Here is a 21,564-nt window from a genome sequence, read left to right as displayed (position 1 = left end):
GTCGGTGTGGCGGACACATGCGCGGAGGATGCGGCCGAGCTGGCCGGCGGCCGAGGGCTCGTCCGGTCATGACGACAGGCGGCTCACCCGACGACGCGACGGCCCGCCCGGATCTGACCCGATGGCGGGGCACCGCCGCCGATCCGGAGGCGGACCGTACCGCCGCCGAGACCGGCACCGCGCAGGGGCTCGCCCGGCTCCGGTCCCGCAGCCGGGCCCTGCTCCGCTCACTGATCCGGCCGCACCGTCGGCTGATCGGAGTGGCGGTGGCCCTGCTGCTGCTCCAGAACGCGGCCGGGATGGCCGGGCCGTACCTGGTGATGCTCGGCATCGACCGGGCCATCGGCCCGCTCCGGGCCGGGGACGCCGGACCGCTGGTCGCCGTGGCTGCGGCGTTCGCGCTCGCCGCCGTCGCCGAGTACGCCGGCAAGCGCGGCTTCCTCACCCTCTCCACCCGGATCGGCCAGGCCATCCTGCTCGACCTGCGCCGCCGGGTCTACGACCACTTTCTGCGCCTGTCGGTCAGCTTCCACGAGAGATACACGTCCGGCCGGCTGGTGGCCCGGCTGACCAGCGACATGGACTCGATAGCCGAACTGGTCGACGGCGGCATCGACGATCTCGTGCTCGCCGTGCTCTCCATCGTCTCGGTGGCCGGCATACTGCTCTGGTTGGATCCGCCGCTGGCCGCGGTCACCCTGCTCGCCTTCCCGTTCCTGTTCTGGCTCTCCCGCTGGTTCGCCCGCGCCTCCGCGTACGCCTACCGGCGCACCCGGGAGACCGTCGCAGTGCTGATCGTCCACTTCGTCGAGTCGCTCGGCGGGATCCGGGCCGTGCAGGCGTTCCGCCGCGAGCCGCGCAACCAGCAGATCTTCACCGCCCTCAACGACGACCACCGGCGGGCCAACCTGCGGGCGTTCCGGCTGATCTCCACCTATTCCCCCGGCATCAAGGTGATCGGCAACGTCACCATCGCGGTGGTACTGGCCTACGGCGGCACGCGCGTGCTGGACGGGCAGGTCGAGATCGGCGTACTCGCCGCGTTCCTGCTCTATCTGCGCCGGTTCTTCGAGCCGATGCAGGAGCTGAGCCAGTTCTACAACGCCCTCCAGTCCGCCACCGCCGCGCTGGAGAAGCTGGCCGGGGTGCTCGACGAGCGTCCCGGCGTACCGGAACCGGTCCGACCCCGGCCGCTGCCGGCCGGCCCGGTCCGGGGCGCCGTCGACCTGCGGGCGGTGACCTTCGGCTACCGCTCCGGCAGCCCGGTGCTGCCGGAGCTGACCCTGTCGATCCCGGCCGGCCAGACCGTGGCTCTGGTCGGGGCGACCGGGGCCGGCAAGTCGACGGTGGCGAAGCTGGTGGCCCGGTTCTACGACCCGACCCGGGGCACGGTCACCCTCGACGGTGTCGACCTGCGCGACGTCGCCGACGCCGACCTGCGCCGGGCGATCGTCATGGTCACCCAGGAGAACCACCTCTTCACCGGGTCGGTAGCGGAGAACATCCGGTTCGGCCGGCCGGATGCGGACGATGCCGCCGTGGTGGCGGCGGCGGAGGCGATCGGAGCGCACGACTTCATCGCCGCGCTGCCCGCCGGCTACGCCACCGACGTGCACCGGCGGGGCGGGCGGCTCTCCGCCGGGCAGCGGCAACTCGTCGCGTTCGCCCGCGCGTTCCTGGCCGATCCGGCGGTGCTGATCCTCGACGAGGCCACCTCGTCGCTGGACATCCCGAGCGAGCGGCTGGTGCAGCGGGCGCTGCGGACGATCCTGGCCGACCGAACCGCGATCGTCATCGCGCACCGGCTATCCACCGTGGAGATCGCCGACCGGGTGCTGGTGCTCGACGACGGCCGGGTGGTCGAAGACGGGCCGCCGGAGCTGCTCGTCGCCCGGGGTGGCCGCTACGCGACCCTGCACCGGCAGTGGTGCGACTCCCTGCTCCAGGCCACCACCGAACTCCAGCACACCACCGGACTCCAGGGCACCACCGACCCGGCCCGCCGGAGCCGGCAGAGCGAGACCGTCCAGCCCTGAGTCCCGAGCGTGGTCTCCTGGCGCCCGGCACCGAGCCACCGGACCGTCAGCTCAGCCTGGGCAGCAGCAGGCGGGCGACGTCCAGGGCGCGGCTCGCCGGAGACCGGGCACCCGGGGTCCAGTCCTCGGCCGTCCAGACATCCGAGAGCACCGCCATCACGAAACCCCAGCCGACGACCCGCTCGGTCGGCATCGGCAGCAGGTCGGCGAGCTGCTCGACCCGCGCCGGGACCAGCGCGGTCAGCGCCGGATCCCGGTCGTCCGGCTCCGGGTTGTAGAGCAGCGCACCGATCTCGAACCCCGGGTCGCCGACCACGCCGTGCGGGTCGATCGCCAGCCACGGCTCGCGCTCCGCACGCAGGATGTTGTCGTGGTGCAGGTCGCCGTGCAGCACCACCCGCCCGGGTGCCGAGGCGCAGAGTTCACGCAGCAGGCCGCCGGCCCGGCGGACGAGGTCGGCCGGCAGCGGCCCGCCGTCGCCGTGCGCCGCCAGATAGTCGTCGAAGCCCGCGGCGTAGGCCACCAGGTCGGGAAGCGGGCAGTCCGGCGGCGGGGGCACGGCGAGCCGGCGCAGCACCCGCGCCGCCACGGCGGTCGCCTCGTCGTCCCGGCCGGGCACCAGGTCGCGCAGCCGGCCACCGGGTTCGGCCCGCTCCAGCAGCAGGGCACCGCGACCCAGGTCGGCGCGGAGCAGGCGTACGGCGCCCCGGCCGGCGAACGCGGCCAGCGCCGCCGCCTCGGTACGCAGCGAGTCCCCGCTCGGCACCCCCAGCTTCAGCACCGCCGGCCGGCCGTCGGCACAGGTCACCGCGACGACGAAGTGGTACGACAGCTCGTACCGCCCGCCGACGGTCAACTCCCAGTCGGCGGCCAGCTCGGCGAGCGCCCGGGGCAGCTCGGTGAGCCAGCGGGCGCCGGCCGGCCCCCACACCTGCACCGCGTTGCGGGCCAGCGCATCGGTGGTCAGGGCATCCACCCGCCCAGTGTGCGGGCCGGTCCACCGCCTCGGAAACCCGGCCGGCCGGGCGGCCCGCCCGGCGTACCATCGGCCAATGACGGATGCCGAGCGGTACCAGCGCGCCGGGATCCCCGAGCGGCCGAGCCTGGACGGGCTGGCCGAGAAGTGGGCCCCGCGCTGGCAGGAGGAGGGGACGTACGCCTTCGACCGGACGAAGAACCGGTCGGACGTGTACGCCATCGACACCCCGCCGCCGACCGTATCCGGTGAACTGCACATGGGGCACGTCTTCTCGTACACCCACACCGACACGGTGGCCCGGTTCCAGCGGATGCGCGGCCGGACGGTCTTCTATCCGATGGGCTGGGACGACAACGGGCTGCCGACCGAGCGCCGGGTGCAGAACGTCTACGGCGTGGCCTGCGACCCGGGCCTGCCGTACGACCCGCGGTGGCAGCCGCCGCGGCGGCCGGTCGACGAGGCGGCCCGCCGGCAGCCCGTCTCGATCTCGCGGCGCAACTTCGTGGAGCTCTGCGCCTCGCTGACCGCCGAGGACGAGCAGGTCTACGAGGAGCTGTGGCGGCGACTCGGGCTCTCGGTGGACTGGTCGTTGACGTACACCACCATCGGCCGGACCGCCCGGGCCACCGCGCAGCGGGCCTTCCTGCGCAACCTGGCCCGGGGTGAGGCGTACAGCGCCGAGGCGCCGGCGCTCTGGGACGTCGGCTTCGGCACGGCGGTGGCCCAGGCGGAGCTGGAGGACCGGGAGCGGCCGGGCGCCTACCACCGACTCCGCTTCGAGGTGCTGGCCTCCGGACCGGGCAGCGCCGGCACCCCGGCGCCGGGCCGCGACGACCGGTACGTGCGGATCGAGACCACCCGGCCCGAGCTGCTGCCGGCCTGCGTGGCGCTGGTCTGCCACCCCGACGACGCGCGCTACGCCGACCTGGTCGGCGGCACGGTCCGCACCCCGCTCTTCGGCACCGAGGTGACCGTCTACGCCCACCCGCTGGCCGACCCGGCCAAGGGCACCGGGCTCGTGATGACCTGCACCTTCGGCGACCTGGCGGACGTGACCTGGTGGCGGGAGCTGCGGCTGCCGGCCCGGGTGGTGATCGGCCGGGACGGCAGGCTGCTCCCCGAGCCGCCGCCCGGGGTCGCCCCGGCCCCGTACGCCGAGCTTGCCGGCCTGCGGGTCAACGCGGCCCGGCGGCGGATCGTGGAGCTGCTGACCGCCTCCGGCGACCTGCTCGGCGAGCCGACGCCGGTGACCCACCCGGTGAAGTTCTACGAGCGGGGCGACAGCCCGCTGGAGATCATCTCGACCCGGCAGTGGTATCTGCGCAACGGCGGCCGGGACGCCGAGCTGCGGGCCGCGCTGCTCGACCGGGGTCGCGAGCTGAACTGGGTGCCGGCGCACATGCGGCACCGCTACGAGCACTGGGTGGGCGGGCTGACCGGTGACTGGCTGATCAGCCGGCAGCGCTATTTCGGGGTGCCGTTCCCGGTCTGGTACCGGCTCGACGACACTGGCGAGCCGGACCACGCCCAGCCTCTCACGCCGGACGAGTCGACGCTCCCCGTCGACCCGAGCAGCGACGTGCCACCCGGTTACACCGAGGCGCAGCGCGGCAGGCCGGGCGGGTTCGCCGCCGACCCGGACGTGATGGACACCTGGGCCACCTCGTCACTCACCCCGCAGATCGTCGGCGGCTGGCTCGACGATCCCGACCTCTACGCCCGGGTCTTCCCGATGGACCTGCGTCCGCAGGGGCAGGAGATCATCCGTACCTGGTTGTTCTCCACAGTGGTGCGTGCGCACCTGGAGGCCGGGGTGCTGCCCTGGCGCGACGCGGTGCTCTCCGGCTGGATCCTCGACCCGGACCGCAAGAAGATGTCGAAGTCCAAGGGGAACGTGCAGACCCCGGCGGCGCTGCTGGAGGAGCACGGCCCGGACGCGGTCCGCTACTGGGCGGCGAACGGGCGGCCCGGCACCGACCTGGCGTTCGACCCGGGTCAGATCCGGGTCGGCCGCCGGCTCGCCACCAAGCTGCTCAACGCCTCCAGGTTCGCGCTCGGCCTCGGCGCCGGTGACGCCCTGCGGGCGCCGGCCGGCGAGCCGCTGGACCGGTCGATGCTCGCGGCCCTGCGCGGCGTGGTCGCCGACGCCACCGCCGCCTTCGAGCGGTACGACCACACCGAGGCGCTGCAGGTCACCGAGGCGTTCTTCTGGCGCTTCTGCGACGACTACATCGAGCTGGTGAAGGAGCGCGCCTACGGCGAGGGTGCGGGCGCCGAGTCGGCCCGTGCCGCACTCGCCGCCGCGCTCTCGGTGCAGTTGCGGCTCTTCGCCCCGGTGCTGCCCTACGTCACCGAGGAGGTCTGGTCGTGGTGGCGCTACGGCTCGGTGCACCGCGCACCGTGGCCGACGACGTACGAGATCAAGAGGGTCGCCGCCGAGGGTGATCCGGCGCTGCTGGAGCTGGCCGGCGTCGCGCTGACCCAGGTGCGCCGGGCGAAGTCGGAGCGGAAGCTGTCGATGCGCACGGAGGTGCCGCTGGCCGAGGCGCTCGGCCCGGCGGCGATGCTGGAGCAGCTCGCCACCATCGCCGGTGACCTGAAGGCGGCCGGCCGGATCGGCAAGCTCGACTTCCTCCCGGACCGTACCCCGGAGCTCGTCATCGCCTGCGCCTTCTGATCGCGGGGGGCGATGCACGGGTCAGGGAGACTTCCCCTGGCGGAAATCTTCTGAGATCGTCTCTCCAGGCGTTCAGAAGTTTCATCCTGGGAGGTCGGATGCGTTTCCGCGTGGCAACTCTCGGCACGGTCGGTGTGATGCTGGCCGCCACGGTCCTGGTCCCGGCCTCACCGGCCGCCGCCGCGCCCACCTTCCGGGTGCCGTTCCCCTGCAACCAGACCTGGTCGGGCCAGACCCGGACCAACCACAGCCCGCAGTACGCGATCGACTTCAACCGGGCCAACGACCAGGGCGACCCGGTGAAGGCGAGCGCCCCCGGCACGGTCGACGTGGTCGCCAACCTCGGCGACACCAGCTACGGCAGGTACGTCCGGATCAACCACGGCAACGGCTACACCACCTACTACGCCCACCTGAGCGGCTTCAACACCTCGGTCGGGGCCAGTGTCGGCTACGGCAAGACCATCGGCTACGTCGGCAGCTCCGGCGGCTCGACCGGGCCACACCTGCACTACGAGCAGCGACACAACGGCAGCGCCGTCAAGGCCCGGTTCAACGGCAACCTGGCCCTCTATTTCGGCACGAAGAACTACACCCGGACGGTCGGCTGCTAGGTCGCCGCGTCAGCGCCGTGCGTCCCGTACGGCCCGGCCAGCGCCGTACGGCCCGGCCAGCGCGCTGGGCAGTGCCGTCCAACTCGCACCGCTGACTGTGCGTCCCGGTCAGCGCTGATCGGCTCGCCAGCCAGCGGCGGCGAGTCCCTCGCGCAGTTGGGCGGCCACCTCGGCCGGCCGGCAGCGCACCGCCGAGGCGGTGAAGCGCAGGATCCGGTCCCCGGCGATCCAGACGTCGTTCTGCCGGCGCAGGTCGGCCTCCCAGTGTCGGGCATCCATGTGGTGCGCGCCGTCGACCTCGACGTGCAGCCGCCACTGCCGCCAGTACGCGTCCAGATAGCGGACGCGTCCGCTGGCGTCGACCCGCCGTTGCTGGAGGTCCGGAGGAGGCAGCCGGAACCTGCGGCAGAGCGCCACGAAGTCGAGCTCCGAGAGTGCCTGGGCACCGCCGGAGATGTCGTCGAGGGTGCGCAGGAGCAGGAGCCGACGTCGCAGTCTCGGCAGTTCGGTCACCACCGCACGGATCTCCTCGGCCGTCGTACGCCGCTGCTGGCAGCCGGCGGCAAGGATGGTCCGCGCCTCGTCGTCCGAGCGCGCCCAGCCCGCCCCGTCGGCCAGGGCCCGCGCCACCGTCGTACGCATCGGCCGGCCGACCTGCAGGTGCGACTCGGGCAGGGTCGTGGTGCGGTGCACCAGCACGGCCGGCATGTCCAGCGGTAGCCGGCGCAGGATGTCGGGCGCCTTCCGGGCAGCCGGGATGAGCACGTGCAGTGGCTCCCGGCGGAGTCCTCGTACGCCGGCTTCGGTGGCGGCAGTGACCCCGGCGAGTACGGCCCCGCTGCCGGCGGCGAGCACCGCCACCCACAACTGCTGGTCACGGGTGAGTCGGCCGTTGCCGGTCAGCAACACGTTCCGGCTGATCGAACGCCATCGGCCCGAGCTGACCAGGCCCCGAACCGTCCCCCGGCTCAGCAGGTCCGTCGCCTGCCGGCCGGTCAGCACGCCGGCCTGCTCGAAGGCCAGCCAGTCGAGCTCGGCCGCCCCGTCGCCGGGCAATCCGCCCGGCCCCACCACACCAACCGGAGATCTCCCCCACCCCACCCCACCACCCACCCCACCCACCCTGCCCAGCACACCCCCTCCAGGCAATCCCACCCCCGCCGCCTGTGGACAGCCCCAGGATCCCCAAGATCTTCGGTAAGTTATGGCGCGCCCCGAACCATAGGTTTCCAAGATCCTGGAGCTGTCCGGCCGCGGGATCGCGTGGAATGTGTGGCTTGCGATAGATCTGTGTGTAAGTCGGTTCGGGTGAGGCCCACCCTTTGAGGCCCGCCAGGACAGAGCACTTCATCACCACCTGGAAGCTCGCTCCCCGGCCACGCTCCACCAGGCCGACGACGTGGCGCAACGACTCCCCCGAGTCTTCTCGAGAGGTGACACGTGTCAGGGAGTTCGCCACGGCGGTGATGCGCTTCTACAAAGACCTTGAGGAATCAGTTGCACACTGGGCAGAGAGACGCCTGGCGCGACAGCGCGTGCTGACCGGTCCGGAGGCCGATTTCCGACAGCAGCGCTCCCGATCAACGACTCGACGGGGTCCAGCCGGTGGAGGTGAACCGGGCCGCGTCGCTGCCCTCGCCGGAGAAGAGCAGCCCGTTGGTGCCGACCACCAGCAGATTGTCGACGTAGACGCCCCGGCCCCGGGAGCTGACGTCGGTGGCGTAGCTCCAGCTCAGGTCGGTGGCGCCGGCCGGCAGCTCGGCGAACGCCTGCCACCAGCGCCGGCCCCCGTAGCCGGTGACCGAACCCTCGGCGGTCCACCGCCCGCCCGGCCCGAGCAGGGTCACGTCGACCGGCGCCCAGGTCTCGCCGCCGTCGGCCGAGGTCTGGAAGTGCAGCACGTCGTAGCGCGGCTCGGTGTCGTACCAGAGGTGGAAGCTGGCCACCGTTGTGCGGCCGGCGGGGCGGCGCAGTGGCGCGGTGAGGGTGACGCTGCCGCCGTCGCGGTCGTCCGCGCGCCAGGCGGTGCCGCCCAGCGGCGGCCGGACCGGGATCGCGTTCGCCAGGTCGGCGGCGAGCGCCCGCCGGGCCACGTTGTTGCTGCCCCAGTTCCGGTCCGGGTGCACCCGGTTGGTCAGCAGGACCAGGAAGGTGTGCGACAGCGGGTCGATCACGATCGAGGTGCCGGTGAAACCGGTGTGCCCGAAGGTGACCGGCGAGGCGAGCCCGCCCATGTACCAGTGCTTGTTCAGCTCCAGGCCCAGCCCTCGGTCGCTCTCCGGATAGCGGGTCTCCAACCCGGCGTTGTAGTTGACAAGCATGTCCCGCACGGTCGACTCGCGGAGGATCCGGGCGCCCCGGTATTCGCCGCCGTTCAGCAGCATCTGGCAGAAGATGGCCAGGTCGGGGGCGGTGGAGAAGAGGCCGGCGTGCCCGGCCACCCCGCCGAGGGCCCAGGCGTTCTCGTCGTGGACCTCGCCCCAGACCATGCCACGGTCGGCGTACGGCTGGTATTCGGTGGCGGCGATCCGGTGCCGCAGCGCCGCCGCCGGGTTGTAGCCGGTGTCGCGCATCCGCAGCGGCCCGGTCACCTCGGCGGCCACGAGCTGCTCCAGCGGGCGGCCGGTCACCCGCTCCACGAGTACGCCGAGCGCGATCAGCCCCAGGTCGGAGTAGACGTACTGGTTGCCGGGGCTGGCACCGGAGGCGAACGGGGTGGCCAGGGCCGCCGCCTCCCGCTCCTCCGGGGTCGGGTAGCTGCTCCACAGTGGCGCGAAGGCGGGCAGCCCACCGGTGTGGGTGAGCAGCATCCGTACGGTCACCGCCTCCTTGCCACCGGCGGCGAACTCGGGCAGGTAGTCGACGACCGGCGCGTCGAGGTCGACGGTGCCGCGCTCGACCTGGCGCAGCGCCACCACCGTGGTGAAGAGCTTGGAGATCGAGGCGAGGTCGAAGATCGTGTCCCTGCGCATCGGGATCTGCTGGTCGGCAGGCAGCTCGACGCCGGCCCGCTCCGGTGCCGGGCCCACGGAGGCGTACCTGACCGCCGTGCCGACGGCCTCGTGCGCGACCACCACGCCGTCCTTGGCGGCGAGCAGCACGGCACCGGCGTAGGTCGGGAAGTTCGGGTGGTCCGGGGTGGGCACGAGGTACGCCTCGGCGTCGGCGCGCAGCCGGTCGACGTACTCCGGCAGCAGGCCGACCTGCTGCGGCCGACCGCTCCGCAGGGTGCGCCGGGCGAAGCGGACGTCGTCCGGGTCGACGGTCGGCGGCCCACTCTCCCGGCCCGCCACCTCCCGACCGGCCACCACTGCCTGCCCCACCTTCGGTCCCGCCAGCGCCTGGCCGACCTTCGGGCCGGTAAGCGCCTGCCCGACCTTCGGACCGGCGTTGGCCGGGATTGGCGCGGCGAGCGCCGTGGCCAGGAGAAACGTCGTGGTCAGCAGCGATGTCGTGGCCAGCGCCGGCACGCGGGACAGGCTCCCCGCCGCCCTGCGCTCCGGGACGCCACCGCCGAACCCGATCGGGCCGATCCTCCGCCGACGCATCGGCATACCTCCCCGCATCGATGCCAGGTACCGACAAGCATGAAGCTTTCCTTCGCTTGTGGCAATAACAGAGAAGCTTCTTGCCCCACGCGGTGCGGGACGACTAGCTTATGTAGGCGGATCGATCTCCCTGGAGGCGCCATGCGAGCCCGGCTACTGGCCTCGACCGTCGCGACAGTCCTACTCGTCGCCGGTGGCGCCGGCACACCCGCCCACGCCGCACCGGCGCAGGCCCCGCCCCCCTCCGCAACATGGGGTGGCACCTCCGGCGTGGACCGGCTCATCGCCCGGATGAGTCTGCCGGAAAAGGTCGGCCAGCTCTTCGCCACCTACGTCTACGGCGGGTCCGCCACCGCGCCGAGCGCATCCGACGCCGCCGCGAACCGCGCGGCGTACGGCGTCGACACCGGGGCCGAGGTGGTCGCCAAATACCACCTCGGTGGCGTCATCTACTTCACCTGGTCGCACAACCTCGACTCGGTCGGACAGATCGCCACCCTCTCCAACGGACTCCAGGCGGGCGCCGTCGCCAGCGCCCCCGGGATCCCGCTGCTCATCTCCACCGACCAGGAACACGGCGTCGTGCAGCGGATGCCGGCACCCGCCACCCTCTTCCCCGGCAACATGGCGCTGGGCGCCGGGCGGAGCCTGGTCGACGCGTACACGGCGGCCCGGATCACCGGGCGGGAGCTGCGGGCGGTCGGCATCCGGCAGGCCTGGGCGCCGTCGGCCGACGTCAACGTCAACCCGGCCAACCCGGTGATCGGGGTACGCTCCTACGGCTCCGACCCGCTGCTGGTGGCCGGGATGACCGCCGCGCAGGTGGTCGGCTTCCAGCAGGGCGCCGGGGTGAGCGTCGCGGCCAAGCACTTCCCCGGGCACGGCGACACGCACGACGACAGCCACACCGCGCTGCCGGTGATCGCGCACACCCGCGCCGAGTGGCAGCGGCTCGACGCGCCGCCCTTCCGGGCCGCCGTCGCCGCCGGGGTGGACACGATCATGACGGCGCACATCGTCGTACCGTCGCTGGACCCCTCCGGCGACCCGGCCACGCTCTCCGCGCCGATCCTCACCGGACTGCTCCGCGAGCGGCTCGGCTTCCGGGGTGTGGTGGTGACCGACTCGCTCGGCATGGCCGGGGTACGCCAGAAGTACGGCGACGACCGGGTACCGGTGCTCGCCCTCAAGGCCGGCGCCGACCTGCTGCTCATGCCGCCGGACCTCGACCTCGCGGTCACCTCCGTGCTGGCCGCCGTCGGCTCCGGTGAGCTTCCCGAGGCCCGCATCGACCAGTCGGTGCGCCGGATCCTCACCCTCAAGCAGCGCCGGGGCCTCCTCGACGGTGTGCCACCGGTCGACCCGGCCGCCGCCGAGCGGACCGTCGGGCAGCCCGCCCACCAGGCCGCACTCCGGGAGATCACCGACCGCACCGTCACCGCGTTGCGCAACGACGCCAGGCTGCTGCCGCTGCGCCGGGCCGACCGGTCGGTCCTGGTCACCGGCTGGAACTCCAGCGCCTTCGACAACGTCGGCACCCTCGCCGCCGCGCTGGCCGCCCGGGGCAACCGCAGCACCGCACTGCCGACCGGGCTGCCCAACGACGCGAAGATCGCCGAGGCGGTGGCGGCGGCCCAGGCCAACGACCTGACCGTGGTGCTGACCCAGAAGGCCTTCGACACCACGGTCACCGACCCGAACGCCCGGCAGCAGAAGCTGGTGCACGCGCTCGCCGCCACCGGTAGGCCGGTGCTGGTGGTCGCCGTCCGGGACGCGTACGACCTCGGGCACTTCGACGACGTGCCGACCCAGCTCGCCACCTTCGGCTACACCAGGGCGTCGATGGAGGCGCTGGCCCGGGTACTCACCGGCGAGGTGGCGCCGCGCGGCCGGCTCCCGGTCGGCGTACCCGATCCGGCCGACCCGGCGACGGACCGCTACCCGTACGGGCACGGCCTCACCTGGCGGCTCCCCCGGTAGCGCCGACGGGCGTCTCCCCGGTAGCGCCGACGGGCGGGGCTCAGAACGGCCAGTCGCGCAGGAAGCGCAGCCCCAGCAGGAAGGCGACCACCGCCGGGCCGACCGCCAGGGTGACCGCCTGGGCCCGGTACGCGATCCGGTGCCGGAGCAGTTCCATCCCGTTGGCCAGGATGATCACGCCGCCGGCCATCATGAACCCGCCCCACCAGCCGATCGAGCCGAAGTCGAGCTCGTCGTTGACGAGCAGCAGGAAGGTCACCCCGAGCGCGGCGGCGTCCAGCGCCAGCAGCGCGACCGTGCGGTGGAAGGCCCGGGGCAGCGGGTCCGGCGACCGCCAGAGATAGGTGCCGGCGACCGCCAGTGCCGGCAGGGTGATCATCAACGGCCAACCCCTGCCCATCACGCCGAGCATCAGCAGCGCCCCGACGGTGAAGACGAGCCCACCGACGCAGGCCAGCAGGTATCCCACGAAGCCGCGCCCGCCGCCGCGGACCAGCAGCGGTCCGCCGGAGGCCGCGATCAGCGCCCCGGGTACGAGGACGAAGCCGGCCCACCAGTGAAACCGGTCGATCGACTGGGCGGTCGCGGTCACCGCCACGACGCCGAGCCCCGCCCCGGCCAGACTCGCCAGCCAGCTCCCGGCGACCCGCGGCCGGGGCCCTCCCACGGTCTCCACGTCAACGCTCACAGGTGACGACTCTGCCGGCTCGTCGCCGTCGGGACCATCCCGTCAGCCCTACCATCCGCTCGACGGTTAGCCCGACGGCCACCACGATCGCGGGGGAAGACGGGACGGAAGGCTGGAAAGAAGACGGGACGGAAGGCTAGAAATCGCCGCCGCCGAAGTCACCACCGCCGAAGCCGCCACCGAAATCACCACCGCCGCCGAAATCACCGCCGAAATCACCGCCGCCGAAGTCGCCACCGCCCGCGTCGCCCGCGCCGCCGATGTCCGAACCGTCGGCGAAGCCCTCCTGGTAGCCGGCGTCGTAGCCGTAGCCGGGGTCGGCGAACGCGGGCGAGAAGAGCGCGTCGGCGATCAGCATGCCGCCCAGCACCCCGGCGCCGGCCGCCAGGCCGGTCTTCCACCACGGGGTCGAGTACCAGCCCGCCGGCACCGGCCGGCCGCGCATCCGGCCGCCCGGGTAGTAGTACGGTGTCGCCGCTCCCGGGCTCGGGCCGGCCCGGAACGTCTCGCCCTGCACCTGCACCTCCCGTGGCACGGTGACCGCGCCGACGCCCCGGGCGGCGGCCAGCGGCGGCAGCTCCGGCCCGGGATCGATGCCGAGCGCCACCCGGGCCGCCCGGACGTACGCCAGCCCCTCCAGCGCGGTCTCCCGGGCCAGCTCGTACTGCCGGGTCGTGCTCGCCTGTTCGAGCTGGCTGCCGGCGGCGTTGTAGCGCTCACCGGCGTCGGCCAGCGCCTGCCGGACCGCCGGCTCCTCCCCGTGCAGATGCATCACCTGCCCGCCCAGCCGCTCGTACCAGCGCCCCGCCTCGGCCCGCGCGTCGGCCAGCTCCCGGGCCCGCCGGGCCGCACTCTCCCGTTGCCACCAGAGCAGACCGCCACCGAGCAGCAACACCAGCAGGAGGAACCAGATCACCTCGGCCATCACCCCACGGTACCCAGCCCCGGCGAGGGACCGCACCGGCCGGCCGGGCGCCTGGCATGCTCTGTGAGGTGGACCTCTCGACCCTCGCCGTGGTGATCGTCTGCCTCGTCGCGGGCGGGGTGATCGGCTGGCTCGCCGCGACCGCCCGGTCGGGCGCGCAGATCGCCCGGCTCGACGCGACCCTGCGGGCCACCCGGGACGGCGAGGGCCGGCTGGAGCAGTCGATGCGGGCGCTCTCCTACGAGGCGACCGCCCAGTCGCAGGAGGCGGTGGCCCGGGCGGTGGCGCCGCTGCACGAGACCCTGCGCCGCTACGAGCAGCGGGTCGCCGAGCTGGAGCACGACCGGGTCGACGCCTACGCCGAGCTGCGCGAGCAGGTGCGCTCGATGACGGCGGTCTCCGGCGAGCTGCGTACCGAGACCAAGCAGCTCGTCGCCGCACTGCGCGCGCCCCAGGTGCGCGGCCGGTGGGGCGAGCACCAGCTTCGCCGGGTCGTCGAGGCGGCCGGGATGCTGGAACACTGCGACTTCTCCGAGCAGGTCACGGCAACCACCGACCAGCAGGGGGTCCGCCCCGACCTGGTGGTCCGGCTGCACGGCGGCCGCTCGGTGGTGGTGGACGCGAAGGCGCCCTTCGACGCCTACCTGACCGCGATGGAGGCGCGCGACGAGCACGGCCGGGACCGGCACCTGGACGCGCACGCCCGGCACCTGCGGGCACACGTCGACTCGCTCGCCGCCAAGTCCTACTGGGCCGCCTTCGACCAGGCCCCCGAGTTCGTGGTGCTCTTCGTGCCGGCGGACCCGTTCCTCGACGTGGCGCTGCAACGCGACCCGACGCTGCTGGAGCACGCCTTCGCCCGCAACGTCGTGCTGGCCACCCCGGCCACCCTGGTGGCACTGCTGCGTACCGTCGCGTACTCGTGGCGGCAGGAGGCGCTGGCCCGCAACGCGGTGGCGGTGCACACGCTCGCCCGCGAGCTGTACGGCCGGCTCGGCACCCTCGGCGAGCACGTGTCCAAGCTGGGCGGCGCGCTCGGCGGGGCGGTGACCGCGTACAACCGCGCGGTCGGCTCGCTGGAGGCGCGGGTGCTGGTCAGCGCGCGCAAGCTCGCCGAGCTGGGTGTGGCCGGCGACGACCTGCCGGCACCGCCGCAGGTCGAGGCCGCCCCACGCCAGCCACAGGCCCCCGAACTGCTCGACAACTGAAAGGAAGGGCCCCCGCTTATCGTTTTCTGTTGTAGCGGGGGCCCTTCCTAACACCTCGGCCCGGGGCGTCCGGTTCGGACACCCGAATGGTCGGCCATCGACGCCGATCCGCGCCGGTGTTCCGCCGACCGGTCCGTTCAGGTCACGGGGAGGTCACAACGCGCAGGTCCATAGTGACAGGCACGCGTACCGAGAACGAGGATTCCGGTCACGTGTGCCCTGCGTTGCCGGGCCCTGTTCCTCGCGGAGGACATGAACGTGAGTAGATCCCACACCTGGCGTCGACGGACCTGTGCCGGGGCACTCGCCTCGGTGCTGACCCTCAGCGGCCTGACCCTGGCCAACGCCACCCCGGCGAGCGCCGATCCGACCGCCGCACCCGAGACGCTGAAGACCGATCCCACCGACACCCTCGGTCCGCGCGACCTGGAGCTGCTCGCCGAGGCGAAGTCCCGCGCCGAGGCCCGGGTGACGCTGCTCATCGCGGCCGAGAGGGGCCGGTCGGCCTCGGTCGTGACCGGGCTGCGGAAACTCGGCGGTGCCGTCGCCAAGCGGGCCGACGAGGTCGGCTACCTCCGGGCGAGCGTGCCGACCTCGGCCGTGCCGGCCGCCGCGACGCTGCCCGGCGTCGCGGCGGTGGACCTCGACGACAAGATCAGGATGCCGGATCCCGAGCCGACCCCCACCCCGGCACAGGCGAAGGCGCGGGCGCAGGCCAGGGCGGCGGTGGCCGGTCCCGGTGCCGACACCCCGGCCCGGAACCCGTACATGCCGACGCACGAGATCGGTGCGGTGGACTTCAAGGCCGCCCATCCGAGCTGGGACGGCCGGGGCGTCACCATCGGCATCATGGACACCGGGGTCGACCTCGACCACCCGGCGCTGCAGACCACCTCGACCGGCGAGCGCAAGATAGTCGACTGGTTCACCGCCACCGACCCGCTCTTCGACGGCGACGCGACCTGGCGCATCATGCGCGACGAGGTGACCGGCCCGAGCTTCGGCTACGCGGGCGCCACCTGGACGGCGCCGGCCGGGACGTACCGGATCAACCGCTTCTCGGAGGCGATCACCGCGGGCAGCGAGCCGGGCGGTGACGTCAACCGGGACGGCGACACCAGCGACCAGTTCGGCATCCTCTACGACCCCACCAGCCACGACATCCGGGTCGACGTCAACCAGAACCAGGACTTCACCGACGACGCGGTGATGCGCCCGTACGCGCAGCGCTACGACGTCGGCCACTTCGGCACCGACAAGCCGGAGACCCCGGTACGCGAACAGACCCCGTTCGTGGTCGAGTTCCGCGAGGACGTGGACACCACCCCGGCCGGGCTGCCCGGGGCGTACGACTTCGTCAACATCGGCCTGGTCGAGGACGCGCACGGTTCACACGTCGCCGGCATCACCGCCGCCAACGACATGTTCGGCAACCGTGACCTGGACGGCGGGGCGCCCGGCGCCACGCTGGTCTCCGGCCGCGCCTGCACCTGGGGCGGCGGCTGCACCTTCGCCGCGCTTACCGACGGCATCGTCGAGATGGTGATCAACCGGGACGTGGACGTCGTCAACGTCTCGATCGGCGGTCTCGGGCCGCTGAACGACGGCAGCGACCTGCGGGCCGAGCTCTACGGCCGGATCATCAACGAACTCGGCGTGCAGCTCGTCTTCTCGGCCGGCAACTCCGGCCCCGGGATCAACACCATCGGCGACCCGTCCACGGTCACCGACATCGTCAGCGTCGCCGCCGGGATCAGCCAGGAGACCTACCTGGCGAACTACGGTTCCGAGACCCGCACGCCGTACCAGCTGCTCTACTTCTCCTCGCGCGGCCCGCGCGAGGACGGCGGCTTCAAGCCGAACATCACCGCACCCGGCTCGGCGATCTCCACCACCCCGCTCTGGCTGCCGGGCAACCCGGTGCCGGAGGCGGGCTACCCGCTGCCGCCCGGGTACCAGATGCTCAACGGCACCTCGATGTCCGCGCCGCAGGTGACCGGCGGCCTCGCGCTGCTGCTCTCGGCCGCCAAGGCGAACCGCAAGCTGGTCACCACGGCCGCGCTGCGCCGGGCGGTCTACTCGTCGGCGTCCTGGATCGCCGGCGTGCCCGCGCACGGCCAGGGCAACGGCCAGCTCGACGTCCCGGCCGCCTGGCAACTGCTGGCCGGCGCCGCGATCGAGACCCGGGGCTACACCGTCGACGCGCCGGTCTGCACCCCGCTCTCGGACCTGCTGGCCACCCCCGACCGGGGCACCGGGATCTACAACCGGTGCGCCATCGGCGACGGCGGGCAGCGGCCGGGCGTGGTCAAGACCTACAAGGTGAAGCTCACCCGGACCAGCGGGCCGAAGGGTACGGTCCGGCACGCGCTGCGGCTGGTCGGCGACGCCGGCAGGGTCTTCCGCAAGGTGCCCAAGCACGTCGACCTGCCGCTGGGCAGGACCGTCTCGTTCACCGTCGAGGCGAAGGCGGGCGTCGGGGTGCACAGCGCGATCATCGAGGTCGACGATCCGGCGACCCCGGCGGTGGACTTCGAGTTCATGAACGCCGTCACCATCGCCGAGGTGCCGAAGAAGAAGGACTTCTCCTTCTCGGCCGGTGGCACCGTGGACCGCAACCTCTTCCGGACCTACTTCGTCACGGTGCCGGAGGGTGCCGGGTCGTTGCAGGTCAACCTCTCCGGCATCGCCCCCGGCTCGCAGACCCGGTTCATCGCGGTCAACCCGTGGGGCATCCCGATGGACAGCACCGCCAGCACGGCCTGCTTCACCAACTTCTCCGACGCCGCCGCGTGCAAGCCGGAGGAGCGGTCGTACGACAACCCGATCCCCGGCGTCTGGGAGATCGAGGTGGAGTCGCGGCGTACGTCGCCGCTGCTGGGCAACCCGTACCAGCTCCAGGCCCGGATCCAGGGTGTCGAGGTCGAGCCGGCCGTGGTCGAGCTGCCCAGCGTGGTCGCCGGGGAGCCGACCCCGGTCACCTGGGAGGTGAGCAACTCCTTCGGTCCGGTCGTGGTCACCGGCTCGGGCGGGCCGCTCGGCAGCACGAGCGCGAGCCGGCCGAGCATCGGCCACCACGAGACCCTGGTGTACGAGGTGACGGTGCCGGCCGGGGCCAGCCGGTTCGACGTGGCGATCGGCAACACCAGCGACGTGAGTGCCGATCTCGACCTCTACGTCTACAAGGACGGCGTCCGGGTGGCGTACGACGCCGACGGCGACTCCGAGGAGTCCGTCTCGTTGACCAACCCGGCGGCGGGGACCTACGAGATCGAGATCGACGGGTACTCGGTGCCGGCCGGCAGCACCGAGTTCGACTACCGGGACGTGTACTTCTCGCCCGCCCTCGGCAACCTGTCGGTACCGGCGAACTACGACGCGCTGCCGTACCGGGGCGCGACCACCATCACCGGATCGGTGACCGCGCAGGAGGTCCCGCCGGCCGGGCGGCAGCTCTCCGGTGAGCTGCGGGTGGTCACCGTGGAGGGTGCCGTGGTCGGCACCGCCCTGGTGACGATCGGCGAGGTGGACTGAGTCCGGCGGTCGGCACGACCGAGACGGGGCCCGTCCCAGCCTGGGGCGGGCCCCGCTCCGTCGTCCGCACCGGGCGATTCGCGGTCACCTCGGACAGTGCCGGGCCGGCGGGGTCAGTTGCGGGTCGCGTCCCGCACCATGAACGGGGTGCCCTGCTGGCAGGTGGTCATCAGGCCGGGCCGCACCTCGCCGGTCACCGTCACCCGCGCGCCGGGGACGAGCACGTCCCGGGGCCCGCCGACCAGCAGATAGTTCTCCAGGAGGACGCAGTTGGGCTCGACGCCGGCCCGGACGGTGCCGCTCAGCGTGGTCGCACCGCTGGGCGGTGCCCCGCCGTGCGGCGGGCGGGTCGGAGTGACCGCCGTCGGATTGCCGGGGACCGTCGGGTCGGGGCCGGTCGGGCCGCCGGGGGTCGGGCCGGTGGCGGTCGGATCCGGCTGGGCGCTGGGGGTCACCGGGCTTCCCTCCGCTCCGTCCGGCGGCGTCGAGCCGGAGTCCGCACAGGCGCCGAGGGCCAGCCCGCCGGCGAGCACGACACCGGCGATCCACCGCATCCGCATGCTGGGTTGGACGCCCACGACCCGTCGCTCGTTCCGTGCCACGCCGCCCCCGGCCGGTCAGCCGTTGGCGCCGCTCGCCGCGAACGATTCCGCCTCGGCCCGCTCGACCTCGGCCCGCTCGACCTCGGCCCGCTCCGCCGCCGCCCTGGCCGCCGCCGCCTTCATGTCGCGCTTGAGCTCCTGGGGCAGGGAGAAGGTCAGCCGCTCCTCCGCCGTGGTCACCTCGGTCACGTCGGTGAAGCCGCGCGCGGCGAGATGATCGAGCACCTCCATGACCAGGTCGTCGGGGACGCTCGCTCCGGAGGTCACGCCGACCGTGCCCGCCCCGGCCAGCCACTCGTCGGAGATCTCCGAGGCGTAGTCGACCAGGTGGCCGGCGCGGGCGCCCGCGTCCACCGCCACCTCGACCAGCCGGACCGAGTTCGACGAGTTGCGGGAACCGACCACGATCACCACGTCACAGTCTGCGGCGATCTCCTTCACCACGTGCTGCCGGTTCTGCGTGGCGTAGCAGATGTCGTCGCTCGGCGGGGACTGGAGCAGCGGCAGCCGGCGCTTGAGCCGGGCGACGGTTTCCATCGTCTCGTCCACCGACAGCGTCGTCTGGGAGAGCCAGACCACCTTCGACGGGTCCCGTACGGTGATCTTGTCGGCCTCCTCCGGGCCGTCCACGAGCTGGATGTGCGCGGGCGCCTCTCCCGAGGTGCCGATCACCTCTTCGTGCCCCTCGTGACCGATGAGCAGAATGTCGTAATCGTCCGCCGCGAACCGCCGGGCCTCGTGGTGCACCTTGGTGACCAGCGGGCAGGTGGCGTCGATCGCCCGCAGCGAACGGGTCTTCGCCTGCTCGTAGACCTCCGGCGCCACCCCGTGCGCGGAGAAGATCACGATGGAGCCCTCCGGCACCTCCTCGTTCTCCTCCACGAAGATCGCGCCCTGCCGCTCAAGGGTGGAGACCACGTGCTTGTTGTGCACGATCTGCTTGCGGACGTAGATCGGCGCACCGTAGAGCTTGAGGGCCTCCTGCACGGTCTGCACCGCGCGATCGACGCCGGCACAGTAGCCACGGGGCGCGGCCAACAGGACACGCTTACCGGTCTGGGATGTCTCCTGAGCCTCGGTCACCCGCCCAGTCTACGTTCCGCCGGGGATTCCACCCGCGTGGCAGTTCTGCCGCCGGTCAACCGCCCGGCAGGCCGCGGCACGGCGGCGGCCGTAGGCTGGCCCGATGACCGAGGCCGGGATCCCCCGCAGTACGCCCGACGAGCCCTGGCCGGTGCGGGTGGTCAGCCAGAAACTGAGCGCCTGGATCGGCAAGCTGGGCTGGGTGTGGGTGGACGGTCAGGTGGCGCAGCTCAGCCGCCGCCCCGGGGCGTCGACCGTCTTCCTCACCCTCCGCGACCCGTCGGCCGACCTCAGCCTCACCGTCACCACCAACCGGGACGTGCTGGACGCCGGCGCTCCGGAACTGGCCGAGGGAGCCCGGGTCCTGCTGCACGCCAAGCCCGAGTTCTACGCCGCCCGGGGCACGCTCAGCCTGCGGGCCGACGAGATCCGCCAGGTCGGGCTGGGCGAGCTGCTGGCCCGGCTGGAGAAGCTGAAGAAGCTGCTCGCCGCCGAAGGGCTCTTCGACCGGGCGCGCAAGCGCCGGCCGCCCTTCCTGCCCGGCCGGATCGGCCTGATCACCGGCCGGGCCTCGGCGGCCGAGCGGGACGTGCTGACGAACGCCCGGCGCCGCTGGCCGGCGGTGCGGTTCCGGACCGTCAACGTGGCGGTGCAGGGGCCGACCGCCGTACCGCAGATCATCGACGCGCTCAAGGTGCTCGACGCCGACCCGGGCATCGACGTGATCGTGCTGGCCCGGGGTGGTGGCAGCGTCGAGGACCTGCTCCCCTTCTCCGACGAGGCACTGTGCCGGGCGGTCTTCGGCTGCCGGACCCCGGTGGTCAGCGCGATCGGGCACGAGACCGACGCGCCCCTGGTCGACTACGTCGCCGACCTGCGCGCCTCGACGCCGACCGACGCCGCCAAGCGGATCGTGCCGGATCTCGGCGAGGAGAGCCGGCTGATCCGGATGGCCCGGGACCGGCTCGACCGGGCGATGATCGGACTCGTCGACCGGGAGACGCACCGGCTCGACGCGTGGCGCTCCCGGCCGGCGCTCGCCCGGCCGGAGATCCTGCTCGACCAGCGGAGCGCCGAGGTGACCGCGCTGCGGGACCGGGCCGCCCGGTGCGTGCAGCACCGGCTCGGCACGGCAACCGGTGAGCTGCGGCACACCCTGGCGCGGCTCCGGGCGCTCTCCCCGGCCGCCACCCTGCACCGGGGGTACGCCATCGTGCAGCGCGCCGACGGACACGTCGTACGCGCACCCGGCGACGTGGCCCCCGACGACCGGCTGCGGGTACGCCTCGCCGAGGGTGAACTGACCGCCGTCGTCGAACCGTAGCCGGCGAACGGGCGTACGCGGGTTCGCCTCCGGGGACGGTGTGCTGAGATGGAACCACCATGACTGACGAACCTGTGAACAGTCCGGGCGACGGACCCAGTTACGAGCAGGCCCGGGCCGAGCTGGCCTCGGTCGTCGAACGCCTGGAGGCCGGTGGCACCTCGCTGGAGGAGTCGCTGGCGCTCTGGGAGCGGGGCGAGCGGCTGGCCGAGATCTGCCAGGGCTGGCTGGACGGGGCCCGGCAACGGATCGACACCGTCCGCCAGGCCCGGGAGTCCACGCCAGGCTGACCCCGCCGGCCCGCCCGAGCCGAGTTGACCCGGGCCCACCCGACCTGTGGGTTCAGCAACCCTGCCGACCGCCAGC

13 protein-coding genes and 2 pseudogenes are annotated in these 21,564 nt (G+C 73.0%); 8 read left to right on the top strand and 7 right to left on the bottom strand.

The features are described 5' to 3' along the window. Positions 1–17 precede the first annotated feature (17 nt). Positions 18–1,940, top strand: a pseudogene (locus ACN27G_RS35915) (ABC transporter ATP-binding protein); the annotation flags it as partial. Positions 1,941–2,082: 142 nt separating this feature from the next. Here the strand turns inward: ACN27G_RS35915 and ACN27G_RS35910 are convergent. Next, the gene (locus ACN27G_RS35910) at positions 2,083–3,012 is read right to left on the bottom strand and encodes an aminoglycoside phosphotransferase family protein (RefSeq protein ID WP_421497063.1); all 930 of its coding nucleotides are present in this window, start codon (positions 3,010–3,012) and stop codon (positions 2,083–2,085) included. 76 nt (positions 3,013–3,088) lie between these two features. Here ACN27G_RS35910 and valS point away from each other — a divergent pair, with 76 nt between their 5' ends. Together valS and ACN27G_RS35900 are read left to right on the top strand one after the other, a co-directional pair. Further along, positions 3,089–5,692 carry a valine--tRNA ligase gene (valS, locus tag ACN27G_RS35905; RefSeq protein ID WP_421497062.1) on the top strand — a complete coding sequence of 868 codons (2,604 nt, stop codon included), beginning with the start codon at positions 3,089–3,091 and terminating at the stop codon, positions 5,690–5,692. Positions 5,693–5,790: 98 nt separating this feature from the next. Continuing rightward, positions 5,791–6,306 (top strand): M23 family metallopeptidase, encoded by a 516-nt coding sequence (locus ACN27G_RS35900; RefSeq protein WP_421497061.1) that lies wholly within the window; start codon positions 5,791–5,793, stop codon positions 6,304–6,306. Between the two features lie 108 nt (positions 6,307–6,414). On the opposite strand, the gene ACN27G_RS35895 is transcribed toward ACN27G_RS35900, so the two are convergent. Then, the gene (locus tag ACN27G_RS35895) at positions 6,415–7,377 is read right to left on the bottom strand and encodes a DUF559 domain-containing protein (protein ID WP_421497060.1); all 963 of its coding nucleotides are present in this window, start codon (positions 7,375–7,377) and stop codon (positions 6,415–6,417) included. Positions 7,378–7,886: 509 nt separating this feature from the next. Further along, on the bottom strand, positions 7,887–9,854 hold the full coding sequence (locus tag ACN27G_RS35890) for a serine hydrolase (RefSeq protein WP_421497059.1): 1,968 nt from the start codon (positions 9,852–9,854) through the stop codon (positions 7,887–7,889). Between the two features lie 291 nt (positions 9,855–10,145). Here ACN27G_RS35890 and ACN27G_RS35885 point away from each other — a divergent pair, with 291 nt between their 5' ends. Further along, entirely contained in the window at positions 10,146–11,834 is a 1,689-nt protein-coding gene (locus ACN27G_RS35885) for a glycoside hydrolase family 3 protein (protein ID WP_421497058.1), read from the top strand. Positions 11,835–11,874: 40 nt separating this feature from the next. Here the strand turns inward: ACN27G_RS35885 and ACN27G_RS35880 are convergent, their stop codons facing one another. Continuing rightward, a complete protein-coding gene (locus ACN27G_RS35880; protein WP_421497057.1) occupies positions 11,875–12,522 on the bottom strand; it encodes a hypothetical protein in 648 nt (215 codons plus the stop codon). A gap of 136 nt (positions 12,523–12,658) precedes the next feature. Beyond that, complete coding sequence (locus ACN27G_RS35875) at positions 12,659–13,447, bottom strand: hypothetical protein (protein ID WP_421497056.1); 789 nt, start codon at positions 13,445–13,447, stop codon at positions 12,659–12,661. Between the two features lie 56 nt (positions 13,448–13,503). Here ACN27G_RS35875 and ACN27G_RS35870 point away from each other — a divergent pair, with 56 nt between their 5' ends. Both ACN27G_RS35870 and ACN27G_RS35865 read left to right on the top strand, forming a co-directional pair. Then, the gene (locus tag ACN27G_RS35870; protein ID WP_421497055.1) at positions 13,504–14,655 is read left to right on the top strand and encodes a DNA recombination protein RmuC; all 1,152 of its coding nucleotides are present in this window, start codon (positions 13,504–13,506) and stop codon (positions 14,653–14,655) included. Between the two features lie 258 nt (positions 14,656–14,913). Beyond that, on the top strand, positions 14,914–18,189 hold the full coding sequence (locus ACN27G_RS35865; protein ID WP_421497054.1) for a S8 family serine peptidase: 3,276 nt from the start codon (positions 14,914–14,916) through the stop codon (positions 18,187–18,189). 113 nt (positions 18,190–18,302) lie between these two features. Here the strand turns inward: ACN27G_RS35865 and ACN27G_RS35860 are convergent, their stop codons facing one another. Together ACN27G_RS35860 and ACN27G_RS35855 are read right to left on the bottom strand one after the other, a co-directional pair. Then, complete coding sequence (locus ACN27G_RS35860; RefSeq protein WP_421497597.1) at positions 18,303–18,749, bottom strand: hypothetical protein; 447 nt, start codon at positions 18,747–18,749, stop codon at positions 18,303–18,305. Between the two features lie 141 nt (positions 18,750–18,890). Further along, a pseudogene (locus ACN27G_RS35855) lies at positions 18,891–19,874 on the bottom strand (4-hydroxy-3-methylbut-2-enyl diphosphate reductase); the annotation flags it as partial. A gap of 103 nt (positions 19,875–19,977) precedes the next feature. Here ACN27G_RS35855 and xseA point away from each other — a divergent pair. Then, positions 19,978–21,198 carry an exodeoxyribonuclease VII large subunit gene (xseA, locus tag ACN27G_RS35850; RefSeq protein WP_421497053.1) on the top strand — a complete coding sequence of 407 codons (1,221 nt, stop codon included), beginning with the start codon at positions 19,978–19,980 and terminating at the stop codon, positions 21,196–21,198. A gap of 59 nt (positions 21,199–21,257) precedes the next feature. Next, a complete protein-coding gene (locus ACN27G_RS35845; protein ID WP_421497052.1) occupies positions 21,258–21,488 on the top strand; it encodes an exodeoxyribonuclease VII small subunit in 231 nt (76 codons plus the stop codon). The last annotated feature ends 76 nt before the right edge of the window (positions 21,489–21,564 follow it).

The organism is Plantactinospora sp. WMMB334 (assembly GCF_049179095.1).
Lineage (GTDB): Bacteria > Actinomycetota > Actinomycetes > Mycobacteriales > Micromonosporaceae > Plantactinospora.
The sequence above is the reverse complement of the archived record's forward strand: the minus strand, read 5'-3'. Positions and strand labels throughout refer to the sequence as shown.